The sequence below is a fragment of the Streptomyces yamdrokensis genome (genome assembly GCF_053890455.1).
On the sequence record NZ_CM132679.1, the window covers coordinates 1197303 to 1217734 of the forward strand.

Below are 20432 nucleotides of genomic sequence, written 5' to 3' on the forward strand. Positions count from 1 at the left end.
GTCCGGGCGGTCACACGACGGTCTCCCCGGGACCCATCCGGCTGCGTACGGCGGTCTGCACCTCGGCCTCCTCGGCCGGGTCGGCGGCGAGCCGGCGCAGTCGCTCGACGACCCGGGCGTCGCCGGTCTCGGCGTGCCGCGCGGCGATCTCGCGGGTGGACTCCTCGCAGTCCCAGAGGCACTCGACGGCGAAGCCGCTGCCGTAGGACGGGTCGGTGGCGGCGAGGGCACGGGCGGCCCGGCCTCGCAGGTGGGAGGAGGCGGTCTCGCGGTAGATGTGCCGGAGCACGGGAGCGGCGCAGGCGATGTCCAGGCGTCCGGCACCGTCGACGAGAGTCCACAGGGTCGGCGCGTCGGGGCCCTCGCCCCGCACCGCCTCGCGCAGGGCGGCGAGGACCAGGTCGCGGTCCTGGACACCGCCCCGGCAGGCGAGGACGCGGCCGGCGGCGGCGCCCAGGGCGTCGGGCCGGCAGGCCCAGCGGCGCGCGCGGTCCACGGCAGCGAGACTCCGCATCCGTTCGAAGGCGTCGACGGCGGCCTCCACGACGGGCGCGGGCCCGTCGGCCACGGCCCGCTCGATCAGGGTGAGGGCGTCCGGGTCGTTGCCGTCGGCCAGGTAGCGCAGGGCGGTGCAGCGGGCGCCCTCCGTGCCGTCCTCGGCGGCACGGACGATCTCGGGCCGGTCCTCGGGGCCCGCGACGGCGGTGAGGCAGCGGGCGGCCGGGACATGCAGGGCGGCACCGCGCTCGATCCCTTGCTGGGCCCATGCGAACACGGCCTGCACGCTCCACCCGGGGCGGGGCCCGGCGGGGCGCATCTGCCGCTGCCAACGGTCGAAGCAGCCGGTCTCATGGGCGGCCCGCACGCGCGCGGCGACGGATTCACGCGGGTCGTCGGCCCACAAACGCCAGGGCCGCGGTTCGAAGGCGTCGCGGACCGTGGCGGCCAGTTCGGCCTCGCCCTCGGGATCGGTGGCGAATCGCGCGAGCACGGGGGCGGCGAGGGCGCGCAGGCCCGCGTCGTCGTCCCGGAGGGCCAGTTCGTCCAGGGCCCAGGCCCAGTTGGCCCCCTCGGCGGCGTACCTGCGCAACAGGGCGAGCGCGTCCCGCCTGCCGTAGGAGGCCAGGTGTCCGAGCACGGCGAGGGCGAGGCCGGTGCGGGACTCGTCGGTGTCGAGGATGTCCTCGGCATCGAAGAGGTGGGCCTCGATGGCGTCCAGTTCGCCGTGCAGGTCCAGGTAGAGGCGGGCGTAGTAGAGGGAGCGGTTCTCCACCTGCCAGTCGTGGCGCGGGTCGTGGAGCACGCAGTGGTTCAGCGCCTCGAGCGTCTCGAAGCGCGGGGCGGTGAGCGCATGCAGCGTGCCGTCGCCACGACCCCGCTGGAGCAGGCCGAGCAGCGTACCGCTGGGCGCTATGACCGGATCGAACATGGGAAACAGCCTCACATCAAGCGTCGACGCAACCGGGGACGTGCATTACCTGGCCGCGTGCCAACACGTCGGGGCGCCCGCCGTTTCCTGCTTGCTGTAGACCATCTTCCTCTGCCTCTCGTCCGTGGCCCTCGCGGACCGCGTCACGGCCCGCGCGGTGCGGCAACACCTGCCCAGCCATCGCGTCCGTGAATCACGTCGTCATGATGACCCGGCGGTCACATCTGCCGCGACCGAATTCCGGCGGCCCTCCACCGCCTCCCCCGTTCGCCGTGTGTTTCCGCTGCCGTTTCCGCGCCTTCGTCGGCCGGAGCGTGCGCGGCTGCGCGGTTCAGTGCCGTTCGGTGCGCTTCTTCGTCGCGCGGCTCTTCCGTCCGCTGCGTTCATCCGCTGCGCCGGGGCGCCTCAGTTCACGCCGAACAGCTCGAGCAGCTCCGCGCGGGCGAACATCCGGGCCGTGTCGACGGCCGAGGGAGTGCCGACGGCCGGATCGGCGCCGCCCTGCAGGAGGGCCTTGACCACTTCGGTGTCGCCCTTGAAGGCGGCTCCCGCGAGCGGGGTCTGCCCCCGGTCGTTGATCCGGTCGACGTCGGCGCCGCGTTCCAGCAGCGCGCGGACCGCGTCGGCGTGACCGTGGTACGCGGCGAGCATCACGAGCGAGTCGCCCCGGTCGTTGGTGAGGTCGGCCGGCACGCCCGCGTCGACGTAGGCCACGAGTTCCTCGGTCCGGCCGCTCCGGGCCATGTCGAAGATCCTGGTCGCCAGCTCCACGACCTCGGGGTCGGGGGCTTCAGTCATATCGGCCGAACCGCCTCTCACCACGGATCACTCCGCGCATCGGGGACAGGGCGTACGTCTGCGAGCGGGGCAGAGCCGTACGGGTGAATCGCCAGGGTACTGGCTCGCCCGGCACATGGGCCGACGTGCCCGAGGCAAAGATCACGGCATACCCGTCCGTGCGCAACCGCCCACGTCGTTCAGGCCGGGAACAGTCCGCCGACCGGGCGAAATCATGCTGCATTCACTCACTTGCACCTTTTGTCGTATAGATACATTCTGTGATCCTGGAAGTACTCATGGTGACTGTCCCCCGCGAACCAGGAGAACTCACATGATCCTCTCGATCTCAGGCGTCGTCCTGCTCGGCATCGTCCTCTTCATCCTCTGCCGCAAGGACGGCCTGAAGCCGTTGCACGCCGTGGTGGCGATGCTGTTCGGCTTCTATCTGGCCAGTACGGCCATCGCGCCGAGCATCAAGGCCGGCGGCGAGAGCCTGGCAGGCCTCCTCGGCGGCATCAGGTTCTGACCCCCCAAGCCCTCGCCCACCCTCACCCACGCCCTGGAGGCAGCAGTGGCCCGGCGTCCCCTTCCCCGCATCCTGAGCAACCGCGGCGCTCACCTCGCCCGGAGCCGGGAGCTGGCCCGGACGGCGGCCGACGGCGCCACCGACGTCCTCCACCCGCTGATCACGATCGCGCGCGGACTGCGCCGACTGGCCTCGGCCGGGCGGCGCAGGTGGCTCGACACCCCCAGGGACCGGCGCGGTGCGCTGCTCTTCCTGGTGGCGTCGGTGATCCTGGCCGTCGCACTGCTCCCGTACGGTCCGCTGCTCGCCGCCATCACCCTGATGGCGGCGGCGGCCTGGCAGGGCCGGGACCGTGGCCCCGCCGCACCGGACGGCCCCGACGAGTCGCAGGCCCAGCGCCTCAAGTCGCTGTACGACGCCCTGGTGCCGTACTTCTCCTCGGCAGGCGACCCCGACCCCCTGTACACCCACGGCGGCACATGGGAGAAGGCCTTCCCCGCGTACGAGTTCGACGGCACCGGCCGTATCACGCGCCTGGTGATCGCCTACCCCGCCTACTACACCGACAGCGAGGCGGAGTCCCGCGCGCGGATCGAGCATCTTCTCACCGCCAAGTCGGGGCGCGGCCGCGAATACCACTTCGCCTGGGACGAGGAGGGCAATGAACTCACGGTCCAGGTCCTCGCCCCGCTGCCCGCCGACATCGCCGCCCAGCGTTTCGTCACGTCCCCCGGTGAGACGGTCCTCGGTTTCACCGACCCCACGCAGGTGCGCCGGACCCTGCCGCTCACCCACGGCGAGGAGCGGCGCGACGTCCCCCCGGTCGTCTGGCGCACCGGCATCCGCTCCACCGAACCACACCTGCTGGCTGCCGGGCAGCCCGGCAGCGGCACCACCACCCTGCTGCGTTCAGTCGCCCTCCAGGCGCTGCTCCACGGCGACGTGGTGATCGTCGACGGCGGCGGCACCGGTGAGTACGCGTGCCTGACCGGCCGGGACGGCGTGCTCGCCGTCGAGTGCGGCCTGGCGGGCGCGCTGGAGAGTCTCCAGTGGGCCGCGCGCGAAACGGAGCGCCGGCTGATCGCGGCCAACCGCGCCCACCAGGCGGGCGATCCGCCGCCCGAGGACACCAAGCGGCCGTTGTGGATCCTGCTGGACCGCCCCGGCACGTTCACGCACCTCGCCGCCGCCGACGGCCGGGAGGACCCCCAGTCACTGCTCCAGGTCCCGCTGCGGCACGGCCGTCCGGCGAACGTCACGGTCGTCGTCGCAGATCAGCTCGACAGTCTGGAGACCCTCAGCGCCGCGGTACGGCAGCACACCCGCGCGCGTGTCGTCCTCGGCCCCGCGACCTTGGAACAGGTGACGGCCGTCCTGGGCGCTCCTCCGCACACCACCCCCCTCGATCACGTCCCCGCGGGCCGCGGATACGCCCGCCTGGGTACAGGCCCGGTGCACCGTCTCCAGGTCCCGGCCACGCCGAACCCGTACGACGACGCGACCCGCGACGACCATCGGCAGGCGGTACTGGAGCTGCTCCCGGCCCGCTCCGTCCAGGACCACGCACGGGCGGAGCGGGAGCGCACTGCAGCGGAACCCGGCCCCGTACCCGGGGTCACGGCGGACGCGATGTCCATGGAGAAGCGCTCCATGGACAAGACCACCACGGACACGCGTGCGTCGGACGCGGACGAGTCCCTTCTGGAGCCGGTTCCCGCGGAGGCGGCCGCCACCGAGTCCCCTTCCTGACCGTCCGCCGCGCGTCGGCCGTGGCGCCCGCCCCGGCTCCCGTCGCCCCTTCGCGCAGGCGCCGACGTGATGGGGCCCCTGCTCATGGGGCCCCTGCTCGAAGGAACTCGGGGAGGACACGCCGGATCCCGCGTCTTTGGCACGATCCGCCGGGCAGGCCCTACGCCACGAAGGTGCGCGGCGCCTCCACCCCCGACGTCCCGCCGTTCTCGACCATCCGTGCCGCCGCGGCCAGCCGTAGCGCCGCCTCCTCGGCCACCGCGCCGCCCACGGTGAACGGCAGCCGCACATATCCCTCGAACGCCCCGTCGACCCCGAAGCGGGGCCCCGAAGGCGCTCGTACGCCGACCCGCTCCCCCGCCTCGGCGATCCGCGACCCCGAGAGCCCTCCGGTGCGCACCCACAGGGTGAGCCCGCCGCGCGGGACCTCGAACTGCCAGTCGGGCAGTTCCCGTCGCACCGCACCGACCAGCGCGTCCCGGTTCTCCCTGGCCTGTGCGCGCCGGATCTCCACGGCCCGCTCCCAGCCGTCCGTGCCGAACAGCCAGTTCACCGCCAGCTGCTCCAGGACGGGCGTGCCCAGATCCGCGTAGGCGCGCGCGGCGACGAGGCTGCGGATCACGTCGGGGGCCGCGCGCACCCAGCCGATGCGCAGGCCGGCCCAGAAGGCCTTGCTCGCCGAGCCGACCGTGATCACCGTGGACCCGGCCGGGTCGAAGGCGCACACGGGGCGTGGCATCTCCACGTCCGGGTCGAGCCAGAGCTCGCTCATCGTCTCGTCGGCGACCAGCACCGTCCCCGCCGACCGCGCCGCGTCCACGAGCCGGCGTCGCTGGTCCTCGTCGGCGAGCGCCCCGGTCGGGTTGTGGAAGTCGGCGACGACGTACGCGATGCGCGGTGCCGCCTCCCGCAGCACCCGGCGCCAGTGGTCCACGTCCCAGCCGGCCAGCCCCTCCGCCATGGCCACGGGGACCAGCCGGGCCCCGGCCTCGCGCATCAGCTGGAGGATGTTGGCGTAGGACGGCGATTCGACGGCGATGCGCTCGCCTCGGCCGCCGAAGAGGTGGCAGATGGCGTCGATGGCGCCCATCGCCCCGGTCGTCACCATGATCTGCTCGGGCATGGTCGGAATGCCCCGCGCGGTGTACCGGTCGGCGATCGTCGCGCGCAGCGCGGGCAGTCCGGCCGGGTAGTCGCCGTGGGTGTGTGCGTAGGGCGGCAGTTCCTCCAGAGCGCCCTGCACGGCGCGGGTGAGCCAGGGTTCGGGCGCGGGCAGCGCGGCGCAGCCGAGGTCGATCATCGAGCCGAGCGTCTCGGGGGGCAGCGGTTCCAGCCCCCGCGCGGGGACCGGGTTCCCGGCCGGGACGGCGGTCCAGCTGCCGGCGCCGCGCCGTGACTCCAGGAAGCCCTCGCCGCGCAGCGCCTCGTAGGCGGCGGCGACGGTGGTGCGGCTGACGGACAGCGACAGGGCGAGTTCCCGCTCGGCGGGCAGCCGGGCCGCCACGGGGACGCGCCCTTCGAGCACCAGGAGCCGGATGCCGTCGGCGAGGGCCCGGTAGGCGGGCGGGCGGCGGGTCCCGGGGCCGCCAGGGCGGTCCTGCTGGGAGTTGAGCAGCCGGGCGAGCTGCGCCGCACCCACCGCCGAGGTCCACTGCGCCATCGAGATCAGTCCACCTTCCCCGAATTGGCCATGGATGAGATTTCCATCCACGCCACAGGGTGTCATGCATCGGTCCACTTCCACCACAGGGGGACACCTTGTCCAGCCACCCGCCCCGGTACGGGCACCTCGCACGGCGGCTGTTCCAGCTCTACGCCGGTCTGGCGCTGTACGGCGCGAGCTCGGCGCTGCTGGTCAGGTCGGGGCTCGGCCTGGAGCCGTGGAACGTGCTGCACCAGGGTCTCTCCGAGCGCACGGGCCTGTCGATGGGCGTGGTGCTGACCGTCCTGGGCGCGGCGGTGCTGCTGCTCTGGATCCCGCTGCGCCAGCGCCCGGGGCTGGGCACCGTCTCCAACGTCCTGGTGATCGGGGCGGCCATGGACGCGACCCTGGCCGTGGTGCCCGAAGCGCACGGCATGGTCCTCCGGGTGGCGATGACGGCGGCCGGCATCGTGCTGAACGGCGCGGCGACGGGGCTGTACATCGCGGCACGCTTCGGGCCCGGTCCGCGCGACGGGCTGATGACGGGACTGAACCGGCGCACGGGGGTGTCGATCCGGCTGGTACGTACGGTGATCGAGGCCACGGTGGTCGTCACGGGCTTCGCGCTCGGCGGCACCGTGGGCGTGGCGACCCTGTTGTACGCGGTGACGATCGGTCCGCTCGCCCAGCTGTTCCTGCGGGTGTTCGCCGTCTCCCCGGCATCCGGCGGCAGCACGGTCGTTGCCACGGGTCAACCGCGTGGGGCGATACTGCGTCCGTGACTCCACCGATACGCCACCCGTACCTCGACCATCCCGGTCCGATCGCCTTCGCCCACCGGGGCGGGGCGGGGGGCGGCCTGGAGAACACGGCGCGCCAGTTCCGGTGCGCCGTCGAGGCGGGCTATCGCTACATCGAGACCGACGTCCATGTCACCCGCGACGGCCGGCTCGTCGCGTTCCACGACTCGACCCTGGACCGGGTGACGGACGGAGCCGGCCCGATCTGCGACCTGCCGTGGCGGGACGTGGAGCAGGCGCGGGTGGCGGGCCGGGAGCCGGTGCCCCTGTTCGAGGAGCTGCTCACCGCCTTCCCCGAGGTGCGGTGGAACGTCGACGTCAAGGCAGAGCCCGCCCTCCTGCCCTTTCTGGAACTGGTCGGGCGGACGAACGCCTGGGACCGGGTCTGCCTGGGCTCGTTCTCGGAGGCACGCGTGGTGCGCGCCCAGCGGCTGGCCGGGCCCCGCCTCGCGACGTCGTACGGCACGCGGGGGGTGCTGAACCTCCGGCTGCGGTCGTGGGGTGTGCCGGTGGCGGTGCGTCGGTCGGCCGTCGCCGCCCAGGTGCCTCAGACCCGGTCCGGCGTCCCGGTGGTGGACCGTCGCTTCGTGCGCACCGCCCACGCCCGGGGGCTTCAGGTGCACGTGTGGACGGTCAACGAGCCGGAGCGGATGCACCGGCTCCTGGACCTGGGGGTGGATGGCATCATGACCGATCACATCGACACACTGCGCGAGGTCATGGAGGACCGCGGCATCTGGGTCTGAGACCCTGCCCGGCCGCCGAGCGCGTTCACGGGGAAGCGAGGGCGCGGGTGGGCAACGGCACCGTGCGGTCACCGGCGGCGGACGAGGCGGCCGGCCGGCGGTACCAGCAGCGCGGCTGGTACGTCTACGACTGGGCATGCTCCGTGTACTCCACGAGCGTGCTCACCGTGTTCCTCGGCCCCTATCTGACCTCGGTCGCCGAGGCGGCCGCGGACGCGGACGGGTTCGTCCATCCCTTCGGCATTCCGGTGCGCGCGGGGTCCTTCTTCGCGTACTCGGTCTCCCTGTCGGTGATCATGGCGGTACTCGCGATGCCTCTGGTGGGCGCCGCCGCGGACCGCACCGGCCGCAAGAAGCCGCTGCTCGCGGCCGCCGCCTACACCGGGGCCGCCGCGACTGCGTGCATGTTCCTCCTCGACGGCGAGCGGTATCTGCTGGGGGGTGCGCTGCTGATCGTGGCGAACGCGGCGCAGTCCGTGGCGATGATGCTCTACAACTCCTACCTGCCGCAGATCGCGACGCCCCAGGAGCGGGACGCGGTCTCCTCGCGGGGCTGGGCCTTCGGCTACGCGGCGGGCGCCCTGGTGCTCGTCGCCAACCTGGTCCTCTACACCGCCCATGACGGTTTCGGGCTCTCCGAGGGCATGGCGGTCCGCATCTGCCTGGCGTCGGCGGGCCTGTGGTGGGGCGCCTTCACCCTGGTGCCGCTGCGGCGGCTGCGTGACCGCCGCGCTCCCGTGCGGGAGGCGGGCGCCCCGACCGGTTTCCGGCAGCTCGCGGCGACCTTCCGCGACATGCGCCGCCACCCTCTGACGCTCGCCTTCCTCCTGGCGTACCTGGTCTACAACGACGGCATCCAGACGGTGATCTCGCAGGCCTCGGTCTACGGTTCGAAGGAACTGGGGCTCGGGCAGTCCACCCTCATCGTGGCCGTGCTGCTGGTCCAGGTGCTGGCGGTGGTGGGCGCGCTGGCGCTGGGCCGGCTGGCCCGGATCCACGGGGCGAAGCGGACGATCCTCGGCTCGCTGGTCGCCTGGACGCTCACGCTGGCCGCCGGCTACTTCCTGCCCGCCGGGGAGCCGGTGTGGTTCTTCGTCCTGGCCGCGGGGATCGGCCTGGTCCTCGGCGGCAGCCAGGCGCTGTCCCGGTCGCTGTTCTCGCACCTCGTACCGCCCGGCAAGGAGGCCGAGTACTTCTCGGCGTACGAGCTGAGCGACCGTGGGACGAGTTGGCTCGGGCCGCTGCTGTTCGGGCTGACCTACCAGCTGACGGGCAGCTACCGGGACGCGATCATCTCGCTGGTGGCCTTCTTCGTCCTCGGTTTCGCGCTGCTCGCGCGGGTGCCGGTGCGCCGGGCGATCGCCGACGCGGGGAATCCCGTTCCGGAGAGGATTTAGCACTTGGCGCGAAAGAGCTGTAGTGTACGCGTTTGGCCTGCCAGGTGTACCGTTACTGCGCGTCAAAGATGCCGAAACGCTGTGTCATGTCTTTCATCAGATGTGACAAACCGGGCGCCGGTGGGTACTGCACTGGTTGACAAGGCTGCGGCTACGACGGCGACACATGGCCCGGAACGGGAATCTTTACCGCCGACCGGACGTTGACCTGATGACGACGACAGCGACACCTGTCCTGTGGGCGACAAGCCCGGGAGGCACGATTCATGAGTGAGCGAGCTCTTCGCGGCACGCGCCTCGTGGTGACCAGCTACGAGACGGACCGCGGCATCGACCTGGCCCCGCGCCAGGCCGTGGAGTACGCATGCGAGAAGGGGCACCGCTTTGAGATGCCCTTCTCGGTCGAGGCGGAGATCCCGCCGGAGTGGGAGTGCAAGGTCTGCGGTGCCCAGGCACTCCTGGTCGACGGCAACGGCCCCGAGGAGAAGAAGGCCAAGCCCGCGCGTACGCATTGGGACATGCTGATGGAGCGACGTACCCGAGAGGAACTCGAAGAGGTCCTCGAGGAGCGTCTCGCCGTTCTGCGCTCCGGTGCGATGAACATTGCGGTTCATCCCCGGGACAGCCGAAAGTCGGCTTGATCCCGGCAAAGGACCGACGGAAGAACTGAGCACAGCGACACAGGACCGGGGGCGTCGTACCGATTGGTACGACGCCCCCGGTCCTGTGTGCGTCCGGCCTGCCTGCCGGCGCCCGTGGTGCCGCTCTCCGTCCTCAGCGGGAAAGCGGCGGACGGGGCCCCTGCGGGAAGTCGCCCGGCGTGGCCCCGGACTCGTCCCGGATCACCTCGCCCTGGACGACCTTCCCGTCGGGCCGGCGCATACGCGTCTGCTGGAAGGCGTCCCCCAGAGGGCCCCGGGTGGCCTCGCGGAGCTTGCGCTCGAGGGTGCGCTCGGCACGGCGGCTCACGGACCTCTGGACCGGGGGCACCAGCAGGAGCAGACCGATCGCGTCGGAGACCGGACCGGGGATGATCAGCAGCAGTCCGCCCAGCATCATCAGGCCGTTGCCCTCGCTGTTCGGGCGGGGCTCGGTCAGTACGCCGTTCTGCTGTTGTTGCAGCGTCTCGGTGAGGTTCCTGAAGGCGCGCCGGCCGGCCCGCTTGATGACCAACGAGCCGAGAACCAGACCGGCCAGCAGCACCAGGAGGACCACCAGCCCGTTGGACGCCCCGGCGACGACCGTGAGCAGCCAGATCTCCAGCACCAGCCATGCGGCGACGCCGAGCGGCAGGAAGGTGCGCAGCCGGGAGCGCCGGGGCCGGACGGGATTCGGGGTCTGAGCGCCAGTCGTCATGGTCCCAGTGTGCCGAACGCCGGCTCAGTTCGGGATAAGCGGTGCCTCTGCAACAGCGGGCCACCAGGAACACGCGACGCCGGGACGATCCAAGTGGCAGGCCGGTCTACGGCTTGACCTGCTCCGTCTGTCCGGACCGCTCCGCCCAGGTCTTTGCCGGCCCGGCGGCCTGCTCGGCCCGCTCGCCCTGTTTCGGCCGCCCGGCCCGCTTGTCCTCCTCGCGTCCGAGGACCTTGCCCACCCGTTCCCCCACGCCCCACGCCGTGACCCGCCACAGCGCCTCGACGAGGATGTCGCGGCTCATCTTCGAATCGCCGTGTTCCCTCTCGACGAAGGTGATGGGCACCTCGACGACGTGGTGGCCGGCCTTGATCGCGCGACGGGCGAGGTCGACCTGGAAGCAGTACCCCTGGGAAGCCACCTCGTCCAGACCGAGGCCCTCCAGGGCCTCGCGGCGGAACGCGCGGAAGCCGCCGGTGATGTCGCGCAGCGGCAGATCGAGCGCCACGCGCGAGTAGAGGCTGCCGCCGCGCGAGATGTACTCACGGGACTTCGGCCAGTTGACCACACGGCCGCCGGGCACCCAGCGCGAACCGAGCACCAGGTCGGCGCCCTTGAGCGCGGTGAGCAGACGGGGCAGTTCCTCGGGCTGGTGGGAGCCGTCGGCGTCCATCTCGACGAGTACGCCGTAACCGTGCTCCGCGCCCCAGCGGAAGCCCGCGAGGTAAGCGGCGCCCAGGCCTTCCTTGCCCTTGCGGTGCAGCACCTGGACCTGGTCGTCCTCGGCGGCCAGGTCGTCGGCGAGCGTACCGGTGCCGTCGGGGCTGTTGTCGTCGGCCACGAGAACGTCCGCCTCGGGAACCGCCTTGCGCACCCGGCCGACGATCGCCTCGATGTTCTCCGCCTCGTTGTAGGTCGGGATGATCACCAAGGTTTTGCCGAGCGGGCCGAAGGTCCTCCCCTGGGTCTCCGCCGCGCGGGTCCCGTCGCCGTCGTTCACTGCAGCCCCTTCATCTCCTGTGCAGGGTCCCACCATAGTGGTCACAGCCGCCAACGATGCGTGAAAGGGCGTTCATACGGTGCTGTTGTTGTCCGGGGACCGGACAACGGTGCGCTGTTTCGCGCACATCGGATGGGGGCCCGGCGCCCTTCGGGCCGACCTGGGACCCGCTGGCTGCGAGTCGACCTGAAGCCGTTGTCTACTGAGCGACCGGGCCCCACCCGGGTCACACCTTCCGGTCAACCCGCCGGAACGTTCCCTCGGTGCCGCGCCGTCGCTGAGCCTGGCTCCCAGTGGCGGTGGGCCGTGCGGCACACCGTCCCTGACCCAGCGGCGCTGCCACGAGCGGGCGGAACTCCCCGGTCGGGCGTCCGGTGGTGGACCCGGCCGAACCTACCGGCCCCCCGCCGCCTGTCAACATCCGCCCGATCTACGCAATGCGATTTTCATACCTATCCAGCGGGAGGATGTGCAGGTCCGCGCGACGCGGGTGCGCCGCGAAGTCGCCACCGGGCGGCCCGCACAGATCACTCGCCCGGCCGTACGAAGACCGTGCGTCCGCCGACCACCGTGCGCCTGCAGACGGGCAGATCACCGCCCGGGGTCAGGTCCGGCAGGCCGGGGGTGCCGGAGCGTGGGTCGGTGGACCAGCGCGCCACCCGGTCGTCGGGCGCCTGCACCACGAGAGCGCCGGTGTGCCAGACCGCGTAGTCGGCGGGCGCGCCCGGCACCAGGACACCCGCGTCGTCGCGTCCGATCGCCCGCCAGCCGCCGCGCGTGTGCGCGGTGAACGCGGCCCGCACGGAGACGCGGTGCTCCGGCGTGCGGTGGAAGGCGGCGGCCCGCACGGTGCCCCACGGATCGAGGGGGGTGACCGGGCTGTCGGAGCCGAAGGCGAGCGGAACACCGGCGCGCAGCAGGGCCGCGAAGGGGTTCAGGGTGCGGGCCCGCTCCGCTCCCAGGCGCCGGGCGTACATGCCGTCCTCGCCGCCCCACAGGGCGTCGAAGGCGGGCTGGACAGAGGCGGTCAGGCCCAGTTCGGCGAAGGCGGCGATGGTCCGGGGGACGAGCATTTCGGCGTGTTCGACGCGGTGGCGGGCGGCCCGGATGCGGTCGAGGCCGACCTTCTCGGCGGCGACGCGCACGCCCTCGGTCACCGCGGCGACGGCGGCGTCACCGATGGCGTGGAAGCCCGCCTGAAGGCCCGCCTCGGTGCAGTCGACGACATGGGCGGCGATCGCGGCGGCGTCCAGACGGGCGGTGCCGGTGTGGCCGGCATCGGCGTACGGGGCGTGCAGGCAGGCGGTGTGCGAGCCGAGGGCACCGTCGGCGAACAGGTCCCCCGCGGCGCCGGCCGCGCCCAGTTCGCGCGCCTTGGCGACGTTCCGCTCGGCCCAGTAGCCCACGACGCGCGGACCGGGTTCCTCGGCGGAAAGCCGCAGCAGGCCGGTGAAGTCCTCCTCGGAGGAGATCTCCGGGCCGCCGCACTCGTGAACGGTGCCGATGCCGAGCGAGGCGGCGTGCGCCAGCGCGGCGCGCTGGGCCTCGGTGCGCTGGGCGGGCGTGACGGCGTCCAGCGCGGCGGCGCGTACGGCGTGATGGGCGTCGCCGGTGAGCGGCCCGTCCGGCCCGCCCCCGCCGACGGCCTCCCGGTCGACGAGGTCGAGCAGCGCGGTGCTGACGACCGCGGAGTGGACGTCGATCCGGCTGAGGTAGAGGGGGCGACCACCGGTGGCCGCGTCGAGTTCGGCACGGGCCGGTGGACGGCCGCCGGGCCAGCGGGCGGCGTCCCAGCCGTGCCCGAGCAGGACCCTGTCGGCGGGGCGGGCGGCGGCGAACTCCCTCACCCGGGCCAGCGCGGCCTCCAGTGAGGGCGCCTCGGACAGATCGAGGCCGGTGAGCGCCAGCCCGGTGGCCGTGGCGTGCACATGAGCGTCGGTGAACGCCGGGGTGACCAGCGCCCCGTCGAGGTCGATCACCTCGTCCACCCCGTCCGCGAAGGAGTCGGCGGCACCCTCGGAACCGACCCAGGCCACTTGGCCGCCCTCGACGACCATCGCGGTGGCGAAGGGGTCGGCGGGGCTGTGGACCTCTCCGCGGCGGAGCAGGACGGTGCGCGGCGGGTCCGTGTGCTGCGGGTCCGCGGACGGCGGGGCGGTGCGTTCGCTCATGACCCACAGTCTCGCCCCTCGAAGGGCCGGTCCCGCACCCAGGGCCGCTGTTCACTCCCTGAGTGCGCCGTGTACGCCCGCGCACGCCGACGCTCCCTCGCGGGTGAGGGACTCAGACGCGCGGTGGGCGGGCCTCGTACGGCGTGGACAGGACCACGGTCGTCCGGGTCGAGACGCCCGCGAGCGAGCGCACGCGCGCCAGCAGTTCCTCCAGTTGGTGCGGGGTGGCCACACGCACCTTGAGGATGTAGTTCTCGTCGCCCGCGACGCTGTGACAGGCCTCGATCTCGGGCACGCCGGCGAGCCGGTCCGCGATGTCGTCGGGGGCGCTGGGGTCGAACGGTTTGACCGAGATGAAGGCCGTCATGGGCAGACCGACGGCATCGGGGTCGACGACCGCGGCGTAGCCGCGGATGACGCCACGCTGTTCCAGTCTGCGCACCCGCTGATGCACGGCCGACGTGGACAGGCCCGTGGCCTTGCCCAGGTCTGTGTAGCTCATCCGCCCGTCCTTGACGAGCAGCTGCACGATCTGTCGGTCCAGCTCCTCCATGGCGCAAGAACCTACAGTGCCGTTGATCTCGTCGGGTACCTGAGCTGTCCAGGTCATGGCCGGTTCGTGACGTGCCGGACGCCCGTTCCGGGCCGGGCGGGGGGACAAAGCCGCCGCAGGGGGCACCTCCGGCCGACGTGTGACGAAGACCACAGCCTTCGAACAGTCTCCGTGATGCTCTCGTGATTACCCCCGACGGGGGACGGGAAGTGCTTGCTGTGGTCGAGGCCGCAGTGCCTTCACGGCCCAGCCCGAGGGGGAGAACCCATGCAGAGTCTTAAGCGTCCTGGTCGCGGCACGCCCAAGCGGCAGCAGCCGGTCGTCGAACTCGTCCCGGAGTACGTCGATCCCGACGCGCTCGACGACGAACTCGACGCGTACGACACCTTCGAGATGTACCGGGTCGTGTGCCCGGACTGCGCTCAGCCCATCGCCCTGCTGGCGGACGAGGAGGTCCTGCCGGAGCACGCGCTGTGCGCCACGCCGTGGAACCCGTTCGGGCTGACGGTCTGCGCCGGCACGGGCCGCAGCGCCGACGACGCGCGGCCGGCGGACGAGTCCGCGGCGCCCCAGGAACAGGACACCGCCCTGCTGCTGACGCTCCCTCAGGGGCTCGACTGGCGCACCCAGCCGTTCTCGCACGTCGGGGGCCCGGCTTCGCGCCCGATGCGGGTCCCCGTCATACAGCGCCACGCGGCCTGAGACACCTGCTCCGTCCGGTACCGGAAACCGGGCCGGCCGGCAGTCCGGCAGTCCGTCCTTTTGTGAACGCACACACTATTCGGACGGTCGGTGACCTGCCCGGCCGCTCCCGCGTTGGCCCGGGTATGACGACCCCCACGCACGCGACGACCGGGCGTCAGCGCCTTGCCCTCGCCCCACCACCCGGACCCCGGCCCGTACCGCAGGTCACGGCGCGCACCGCGGTCGCGGCGCTGCCCGTACCCGCCACGCCGTCACCGCCGCCCCGGCTTCCGGATCCGCCGATCCACCGGGAGCCGGTGCGGGCCTGGGCCGGCAAGGACCGCGCCCCGCCCGGGCGGCACGACCCGGAGTGGTCCCGGCTCTCGGCGCCCTGGCAGGGGTTCGGCCTGTTCAGCTCGTCTGCGGCCCCGCGAGATGGCGGGCGATGACCATGCGCTGGATCTGGTTCGTCCCCTCGACGATCTGCAGGACCTTGGCCTCGCGCATGTAGCGTTCGGCCGGGAAGTCCGCGGTGTAGCCGTAGCCGCCGAGGATCTGGACGGCGTCGGTGGTGACCCGCATCGCGGTGTCGGTGCAGTGCAGCTTCGCCATGGCCGCCTGCTTGGCGAACGGCCGCCCGGCGTCCCGCAGCCGGGCCGCCGCGAGATACAGCGCGCGTCCGGCCTCGATCTGCGTGGCCATGTCCGCGAGCATGAACCGCAGTCCCTGGAAGTCGGCGATCGGCCGCCCGAACTGCCGGCGTCCGGACGCGTAACCGAGCGCCTCGTCGAGCGCCGCCTGCGCCAGACCGATCGCGCAGGCGGCGATGCCGAGCCGGCCGCCGTCCAGCGACGAAAGGGCGATGGCGAAACCCTGTCCCTCCTCACCGATCCGCCGGTGGTCGGGGACCCGCACGCCGTCGAGGTGGACCTGCGCGGTGGGTGAGCCCTTCATGCCCATCTTCTTCTCCGGCACGGCGGCGCTCAGCCCCTCGGCGTCGCCGGGCACCAGGAACGCGGTGATCCCACGGGGGCCGTCCCCACCGGTGCGGGCCATGACGGTGTAGAAGTCCGCGATGCCGCCGTGCGTGATCCACGCCTTGGTTCCGGTGAGCACCCAGTCCCCCCCGCCCTCGCGCACCGCCCTGGTACGCAGGGAGGCCGCGTCCGAACCGGAGGCCGGCTCGGAGAGGCAGTAGGCGCCGAGCAGGCCCCCGCCGAGCATCGCCGGCAGGTGCTCGGCCTGCTGCTCCTTGGTGCCGTGGGCGGCGAGTGCGTAGCAGGCGAGGGTGTGCACGCTGACCCCCAGGCCGACGGTCAGCCGGGCCGCGGCAAGCTCCTCGAGGACCTGGAGGTAGACCTCGTACGGCTGCTCCCCGCCGCCGTACGCGGAGTCGTAGGGCAGGCCGAGCAGTCCGGACTCGGAGAGCAGGGTGAAGGCCTCACGCGGGAAGCGTGCCCCGTCCTCCTCCTCCGCCGCCTTCGGGGCGATCTCGCGCTGCGCGATGTCGCGGACGAGCGAGATCAGGTCCCGCGCCTCGTCCGTGGGCAATTGCCGGTCCACCGGCTGCGGGGCGTGGTCGGACATGGCGACGCTCTCCTCCCTGTTCGGGCACGTCGGCGGCTCTGCGCCTCAGGTTGGGGGCGGCTCCGCCGGGTCGTTCCGGCGCCTGGCCGAGGCATGGACCTCCGGGTCTCGGAGGCGGCCGGCCAGCCGCTGTGAGCTGTGAGTATGCCCGATCGAGCAGAGCACGTCACTTGTTAACGACCGCTTACTCCAAGAATTTTCCGGACGCCGAAATTGGTCCGCACCATTGACCGCACTGGTCTAGTCCTCCTACTGTTTCGCTCCACCGATTCACCGCGTTCATGCCAAGCGACTCGCGTTTCCCCTCCCCCACCGCGGCGGCCCCGGCTCAGGAGGCCGCCGCAGGTTCCAAGGTCATCGGGTACTTCACCGGACGGGGCACCTGCGACCGCGCCTACTACGTCGAGAACATCGAGACCCCGGGTTCCGCGGACAGGCTCACGCACATCGACTACGCCTTCGGCGACGTCACCGGCGGCAAGTGCGCGATGGGCGACACCTACGCGGCCACCGAGCGCACCTGCACCGCCGCCGAGTCCGTCGACGGTGTGGCCGACACCTGGGACCAGCCGCTGCGCGGCACCTTCAACCAGCCGCGCGAGCTGAAGCGGAAGCATCCCGGTCTGAAGGTGCTGTGGCCGTTCGGCGGCTGGACCTGGTCCGGCGGCTTCGGTGGGGCCGCGAAGGACCCGGCCGCGTTCGCCCGGTCCTGTTGCGACCTGGTCGAGAACCCGAAGTGGGCCGATGCCTTCGACGGCATCGACATCGACTGGGAGCACCCGAACGCCTGCGGAGCCACCTGCGACACCAGCGGCCGCGAGTCCTTCAGGGCCCTGGTGTCCGCGCTGCGCGACACGTTCGGCTCCGGCGACCTGGTCACCGCGGCGATCACCGCCGACGCCACGGCCGGCGGCAGGATCGACGCGGCGGACTACGCCGGCGCCGCCGAACACGTCGACTGGTACAACCCGATGACGTACGGCTTCCTCGGCGCCCGGGACACAGTCGGTCCCACCGCCCCGCACTCACCGCTGACCGCCTACGACGGCATTCCGAAGGCCGACACGCACGCCGCGGCGACCATCGCGGAACTCAGGGGACCCGGCATCCCGGCGTCCGAGCTGCTGCTCGGCATCGGCTTCTACGGGCGCGGCTGGACCGGCGGCACGCAGTCCGGCCCCGGTGGCACCGCGACCGGTCCGGCGGCGGGTCCCCACGAGGCGGCCATCGACGACTACGAGGTACTCAAGGACAAGTGCCCGCCGACCGGCACGGCCGGCGGCACCGCCTACGCCAAGTGCCGCGGCGACTGGTGGAGTTACGACACACCGGCCACCGTCGCGGCCAAGATGGACCACAAGGGCCAGCAGGGTCTCGCCGGCACGTTCTTCCGGGAGCTGAGCGGCGACACCGAGGACGGTGAGCTGATCGGCGCGATCAGGTAACCGCGGGCGGGCGCACGGGGGGCGGAGGTTCCACGGGGGACTTCCGCCTCCGCGCGGTGCCCGGCGCGTCAGCCGTCGCGGCGGGCGGGCTCCGGGGCCGGGTGCGCGGGGTCCAGTTCCTCGATGGCGCGCATGGCTCCGCCGAGTGTCTTCACCAACAGCTCGCACATGGTCTCGCGGGGCAGTCCGGGGCGGTCGATCCAGTCGAGGGTGGCGCCCTCGACGCTGCAGACCCAGGAGAGCAGGCCCATTCGCGCCACCGGCGTGATGTCGGCGGTCCCGTACGCGCCTTCGGCGATGGTCGCGACGATCGCCTCGCGCACCCCGTCCCGGACGGCGTGCACCTCGGCGTCGAAACCGACACCCCCGCTGACGATCGTGCGGTACGCGGCCTGGTTGTGCTGGGCGTAGCGCAGATAGCTGTCGACGGTGCGGTGCACCCGCTGGGCGGACGGCAGTTCGACACCGCCCGAGGCGAAGGTGACCAGGCCGGCGACCGAGTCCTGGATGATGGCGAGGTAGTAGCCCCGCTTGGAGTGGAAGTAGTAGTAGATCAGCCCCTTGGCGACATGCGCCTGCCGTGCGATGTCGTCCATGGAGAGCGCGTCGTACGACGTGTCGGCGAACAGTTTCCGCCCGATGGCGATGAGTTCGGCACGGCGTGCCAGCGAGCGCTCGGTGCTGCGCGCTCCGGGGCGCACGGCGGATTGCTGACCGGTGTTCAATCCTGACCTGGTTTCCTGCGGGGGGCGGGACACCCGCAGTATGGCAGGTCGGCCCTCGCGGCAGGCTCCCAGCGGCCCGAGGCCACAGCGGTCCGAGAGACCGGGGACTGCGAAGGTCAGAGGAGTCCGAGTTGCGTCACGAACATCGCGACGACCACGACGAGGGTCCATCCCATGACGTGCTCGAGGATCTTCGGGCCGTCCTCCCGGGGGCCGCCGGTGCGGGCACCTGGGATGACGGCAGGGGCGGTGACGGTGGCTGCGTTCGCGGTCATGGCTTCTCGCTGGTCTCGGGGACCGTGGACTCCCCCACGGCGCTGTCCACCTTGCCACCGTGAGCGGCTTTTACGGCCGAGAGCTTGGTCACACGGTACGTACCGGTCCGTGCGGCGGGCCCTCCGTCGCCCCTCCGACGGCTGTCGGACGACCGGCGGGAGTCCGCCGCACGGCCCGGTTCAGCGCACGCCGACGGCCGCGAGCGCCCGGCGCATGCGCGGGGTGGGGCGCGCGGGGAAGAAGAGGTAGCAGACCCCGCCGGTGCCGGAGGCGACCTTGCCGGAGGCGTTGTACCGCTTGGTCCTGAGCCAGATGTTCTCCCATTCGCGACGCCGGTAGACGCGCCGGACGGACTCGTTGTCCGGGGAGGCGGGGTCGTTGGCGATGACGTCGCCGTCGGGCGTGAAGCCGATCACGGTCATCAGGTGCCCGGCGGTGCCGTACCCCGCTCCGGTCAGTTCCTCCTCGAGGAAGGACTGGGAGGTGATGGCCGGGATGCCCGCCGTGATCAGCGTCTCCAGGTCGGTCAGCGAGCCGAGCCGGGTGACGACACCCTGGAGGCCCTCGAAGGTGGCCGCGTAGGCGGCGTTGAACGGCCAGTTGCCGCAGCCCGCGTACTGGTGGTCGTAGGTGTGGCGGGCCGCGTGGCACACCTGCGGATCGGTGTAGGACGGGTCGACCCAGGACAGCTGCTCCTCTGTGAGCCGGCCGCCCCAGTACTCGGCGATCATCTGCGAGGAGGTCGGACTGCACCAGGCCTCGCCGCCGTTGTCGTACTCCGGGTACCGGCCCTTGTGGATCTCCTGCGAGTAGCGCGGGACGATCAGCTCCCGGGCCGCGCCGGGCGTGGACGCCGGGACGGTGAAGCGGTCGGGCACGTCGGAACCCATCGCACCGATCCGCCACACGGTAGGGGTGAGTTTCGTGCCGGGACGGCGGTGGAGGGTCAGCCGCAGCCGGTACGAGACCAGGCGCGGGCCCGAGGCCGCGTCGTCGACGGCGAGGGTGTCGGTCCAGACCGTGCTCCGGCCGTCGCTCTGGTCGTCCACCGAAGTGCGAAGGATGTCCTGGTCGCCGGCCGCCCAACGGCCCATCACGTACCAGGGGGTGTCGGTGCCGTCCGTGTACGTGCCCTGCAGCTCGGCCTGGATCCAGGTGCCGTCGGGGGTGCGCGCGTTCCAGGAAACGACGGCCTCCGTCGCCGGCACGGTGAGCCGGTGGACGGGCGAGGTCCAGGTCGCGTACTCCCAGGCGGCGGTCCGGCCGGTGTGCGGATCGGTGTGATCGGTGATGCCGGCTGCCTTCGCGATCACCAGGCCGGGGCGGACGCCCGCGACGGCGCGGGTGCCCTCGGCGCCGCCGGTGCGCCAGTCGCCGTAGGAGGTCCAGGCCCGGTTGTCCACGCGGCGGGCCGCGGCCGCTTCGGGGTCCGCGGAGCCGCCTGCCGGGCCGGCGGACCGGCCCGGCGCGGCGTGGGCGGACGCCGGGCCCGCGCTCGACGCGACGGCGGCGACGACCGCTGCGGACAGGAGGGTTCTGCGGGAAGGCTGTTCGGCTCTGCTCATG

19 protein-coding genes are annotated in these 20432 nt (G+C 72.4%); 8 read left to right on the forward strand and 11 right to left on the reverse strand.

Annotated elements, in window-relative coordinates; all coding sequences use genetic code 11:
- Positions 1-10: 10 nt before the first annotated feature.
- Positions 11-1429 carry a HEAT repeat domain-containing protein gene (locus ACWZEH_RS04615; RefSeq protein WP_456195848.1) on the reverse strand — a complete coding sequence of 473 codons (1419 nt, stop codon included), beginning with the start codon at positions 1427-1429 and terminating at the stop codon, positions 11-13.
- Between the two features lie 405 nt (positions 1430-1834).
- Positions 1835-2227, reverse strand: coding sequence for an ankyrin repeat domain-containing protein (locus ACWZEH_RS04620; protein WP_456195850.1), 393 nt, complete (start codon positions 2225-2227; stop codon positions 1835-1837).
- 313 nt (positions 2228-2540) lie between these two features.
- Here ACWZEH_RS04620 and ACWZEH_RS04625 point away from each other — a divergent pair, with 313 nt between their 5' ends.
- Together ACWZEH_RS04625 and ACWZEH_RS04630 are read left to right on the forward strand one after the other, a co-directional pair.
- Positions 2541-2735: a membrane protein gene (locus ACWZEH_RS04625; protein ID WP_042173973.1), complete on the forward strand. Its 195-nt coding sequence runs from the start codon at positions 2541-2543 to the stop codon at positions 2733-2735.
- Between the two features lie 45 nt (positions 2736-2780).
- Positions 2781-4484: a hypothetical protein gene (locus tag ACWZEH_RS04630; RefSeq protein WP_456195852.1), complete on the forward strand. Its 1704-nt coding sequence runs from the start codon at positions 2781-2783 to the stop codon at positions 4482-4484.
- A 160-nt stretch (positions 4485-4644) separates the two neighbouring features.
- On the opposite strand, the gene ACWZEH_RS04635 is transcribed toward ACWZEH_RS04630, so the two are convergent.
- Entirely contained in the window at positions 4645-6144 is a 1500-nt protein-coding gene (locus tag ACWZEH_RS04635) for an SCO1417 family PLP biosynthesis transcription factor (protein WP_456195854.1), read from the reverse strand.
- A 98-nt stretch (positions 6145-6242) separates the two neighbouring features.
- Here ACWZEH_RS04635 and yczE point away from each other — a divergent pair, with 98 nt between their 5' ends.
- From yczE to ACWZEH_RS04655, 4 genes are all read left to right on the forward strand, one after another.
- Positions 6243-6908, forward strand: coding sequence for a membrane protein YczE (gene yczE / locus ACWZEH_RS04640; protein WP_456195856.1), 666 nt, complete (start codon positions 6243-6245; stop codon positions 6906-6908).
- Positions 6905-7672, forward strand: a complete 768-nt coding sequence (locus tag ACWZEH_RS04645) for a glycerophosphodiester phosphodiesterase family protein (protein WP_456195858.1) — start codon at positions 6905-6907, stop codon at positions 7670-7672. Before yczE ends, ACWZEH_RS04645 begins: the two co-directional genes overlap by 4 nt.
- Positions 7673-7719: 47 nt before the next feature.
- Positions 7720-9069, forward strand: coding sequence for an MFS transporter (locus ACWZEH_RS04650; RefSeq protein WP_456195860.1), 1350 nt, complete (start codon positions 7720-7722; stop codon positions 9067-9069).
- 266 nt (positions 9070-9335) lie between these two features.
- The gene (locus ACWZEH_RS04655; RefSeq protein ID WP_042173984.1) at positions 9336-9710 is read left to right on the forward strand and encodes an RNA polymerase-binding protein RbpA; all 375 of its coding nucleotides are present in this window, start codon (positions 9336-9338) and stop codon (positions 9708-9710) included.
- Positions 9711-9843: 133 nt separating this feature from the next.
- On the opposite strand, the gene fxsA is transcribed toward ACWZEH_RS04655, so the two are convergent.
- The 4 genes from fxsA to ACWZEH_RS04675 form a co-directional block, all read right to left on the reverse strand.
- Positions 9844-10425, reverse strand: a complete 582-nt coding sequence (gene fxsA / locus ACWZEH_RS04660) for an FxsA family membrane protein (RefSeq protein ID WP_456195862.1) — start codon at positions 10423-10425, stop codon at positions 9844-9846.
- A 106-nt stretch (positions 10426-10531) separates the two neighbouring features.
- Positions 10532-11425 carry a polyprenol monophosphomannose synthase gene (locus tag ACWZEH_RS04665; RefSeq protein ID WP_456195863.1) on the reverse strand — a complete coding sequence of 298 codons (894 nt, stop codon included), beginning with the start codon at positions 11423-11425 and terminating at the stop codon, positions 10532-10534.
- A gap of 527 nt (positions 11426-11952) precedes the next feature.
- Positions 11953-13596 (reverse strand): amidohydrolase, encoded by a 1644-nt coding sequence (locus ACWZEH_RS04670; protein ID WP_456195865.1) that lies wholly within the window; start codon positions 13594-13596, stop codon positions 11953-11955.
- Between the two features lie 112 nt (positions 13597-13708).
- Positions 13709-14149: an Lrp/AsnC family transcriptional regulator gene (locus tag ACWZEH_RS04675; protein WP_042173992.1), complete on the reverse strand. Its 441-nt coding sequence runs from the start codon at positions 14147-14149 to the stop codon at positions 13709-13711.
- A 267-nt stretch (positions 14150-14416) separates the two neighbouring features.
- On the opposite strand from ACWZEH_RS04675, the gene ACWZEH_RS04680 reads away from it, so the two are divergent.
- On the forward strand, positions 14417-14851 hold the full coding sequence (locus ACWZEH_RS04680) for a hypothetical protein (protein ID WP_456195866.1): 435 nt from the start codon (positions 14417-14419) through the stop codon (positions 14849-14851).
- A gap of 393 nt (positions 14852-15244) precedes the next feature.
- On the opposite strand, the gene ACWZEH_RS04685 is transcribed toward ACWZEH_RS04680, so the two are convergent.
- Positions 15245-16420: an acyl-CoA dehydrogenase family protein gene (locus tag ACWZEH_RS04685; RefSeq protein WP_456195868.1), complete on the reverse strand. Its 1176-nt coding sequence runs from the start codon at positions 16418-16420 to the stop codon at positions 15245-15247.
- Positions 16421-16701: 281 nt separating this feature from the next.
- Here ACWZEH_RS04685 and ACWZEH_RS04690 point away from each other — a divergent pair, with 281 nt between their 5' ends.
- Positions 16702-17865, forward strand: a complete 1164-nt coding sequence (locus ACWZEH_RS04690; protein WP_456195870.1) for a glycoside hydrolase family 18 protein — start codon at positions 16702-16704, stop codon at positions 17863-17865.
- 68 nt (positions 17866-17933) lie between these two features.
- Here the strand turns inward: ACWZEH_RS04690 and ACWZEH_RS04695 are convergent, their stop codons facing one another.
- The 3 genes from ACWZEH_RS04695 to ACWZEH_RS04705 all read right to left on the reverse strand — a co-directional run bounded on the left by ACWZEH_RS04695 (position 17934) and on the right by ACWZEH_RS04705 (position 20431).
- On the reverse strand, positions 17934-18590 hold the full coding sequence (locus ACWZEH_RS04695; protein WP_456195871.1) for a TetR/AcrR family transcriptional regulator: 657 nt from the start codon (positions 18588-18590) through the stop codon (positions 17934-17936).
- Positions 18591-18706: 116 nt separating this feature from the next.
- Positions 18707-18865 (reverse strand): SCO1431 family membrane protein, encoded by a 159-nt coding sequence (locus ACWZEH_RS04700; RefSeq protein WP_456195873.1) that lies wholly within the window; start codon positions 18863-18865, stop codon positions 18707-18709.
- Between the two features lie 180 nt (positions 18866-19045).
- The gene (locus ACWZEH_RS04705; protein ID WP_456195875.1) at positions 19046-20431 is read right to left on the reverse strand and encodes a peptidase C39 family protein; all 1386 of its coding nucleotides are present in this window, start codon (positions 20429-20431) and stop codon (positions 19046-19048) included.
- Between the last annotated feature and the right edge of the window lies 1 nt (position 20432).

What these genes read in the sequence shown, in the direction of transcription:
- ACWZEH_RS04615 (WP_456195848.1), bottom strand. Translation starts at nt 1,429, where the DNA reads ATGTTCGATCCGGTCATAGCGCCCAGCGGTACGCTGCTCGGCCTGCTC.
- ACWZEH_RS04620 (WP_456195850.1), bottom strand. Translation starts at nt 2,227, where the DNA reads ATGACTGAAGCCCCCGACCCCGAGGTCGTGGAGCTGGCGACCAGGATC.
- ACWZEH_RS04625 (WP_042173973.1), top strand. Translation starts at nt 2,541, where the DNA reads ATGATCCTCTCGATCTCAGGCGTCGTCCTGCTCGGCATCGTCCTCTTC.
- ACWZEH_RS04635 (WP_456195854.1), bottom strand. Translation starts at nt 6,144, where the DNA reads ATGGCGCAGTGGACCTCGGCGGTGGGTGCGGCGCAGCTCGCCCGGCTG.
- ACWZEH_RS04655 (WP_042173984.1), top strand. Translation starts at nt 9,336, where the DNA reads ATGAGTGAGCGAGCTCTTCGCGGCACGCGCCTCGTGGTGACCAGCTAC.
- fxsA (WP_456195862.1), bottom strand. Translation starts at nt 10,425, where the DNA reads ATGACGACTGGCGCTCAGACCCCGAATCCCGTCCGGCCCCGGCGCTCC.
- ACWZEH_RS04670 (WP_456195865.1), bottom strand. Translation starts at nt 13,596, where the DNA reads ATGAGCGAACGCACCGCCCCGCCGTCCGCGGACCCGCAGCACACGGAC.
- ACWZEH_RS04675 (WP_042173992.1), bottom strand. Translation starts at nt 14,149, where the DNA reads ATGGAGGAGCTGGACCGACAGATCGTGCAGCTGCTCGTCAAGGACGGG.
- ACWZEH_RS04680 (WP_456195866.1), top strand. Translation starts at nt 14,417, where the DNA reads ATGCAGAGTCTTAAGCGTCCTGGTCGCGGCACGCCCAAGCGGCAGCAG.
- ACWZEH_RS04685 (WP_456195868.1), bottom strand. Translation starts at nt 16,420, where the DNA reads ATGTCCGACCACGCCCCGCAGCCGGTGGACCGGCAATTGCCCACGGAC.
- ACWZEH_RS04690 (WP_456195870.1), top strand. Translation starts at nt 16,702, where the DNA reads ATGCCAAGCGACTCGCGTTTCCCCTCCCCCACCGCGGCGGCCCCGGCT.
- ACWZEH_RS04700 (WP_456195873.1), bottom strand. Translation starts at nt 18,865, where the DNA reads ATGACCGCGAACGCAGCCACCGTCACCGCCCCTGCCGTCATCCCAGGT.
- ACWZEH_RS04705 (WP_456195875.1), bottom strand. Translation starts at nt 20,431, where the DNA reads ATGAGCAGAGCCGAACAGCCTTCCCGCAGAACCCTCCTGTCCGCAGCG.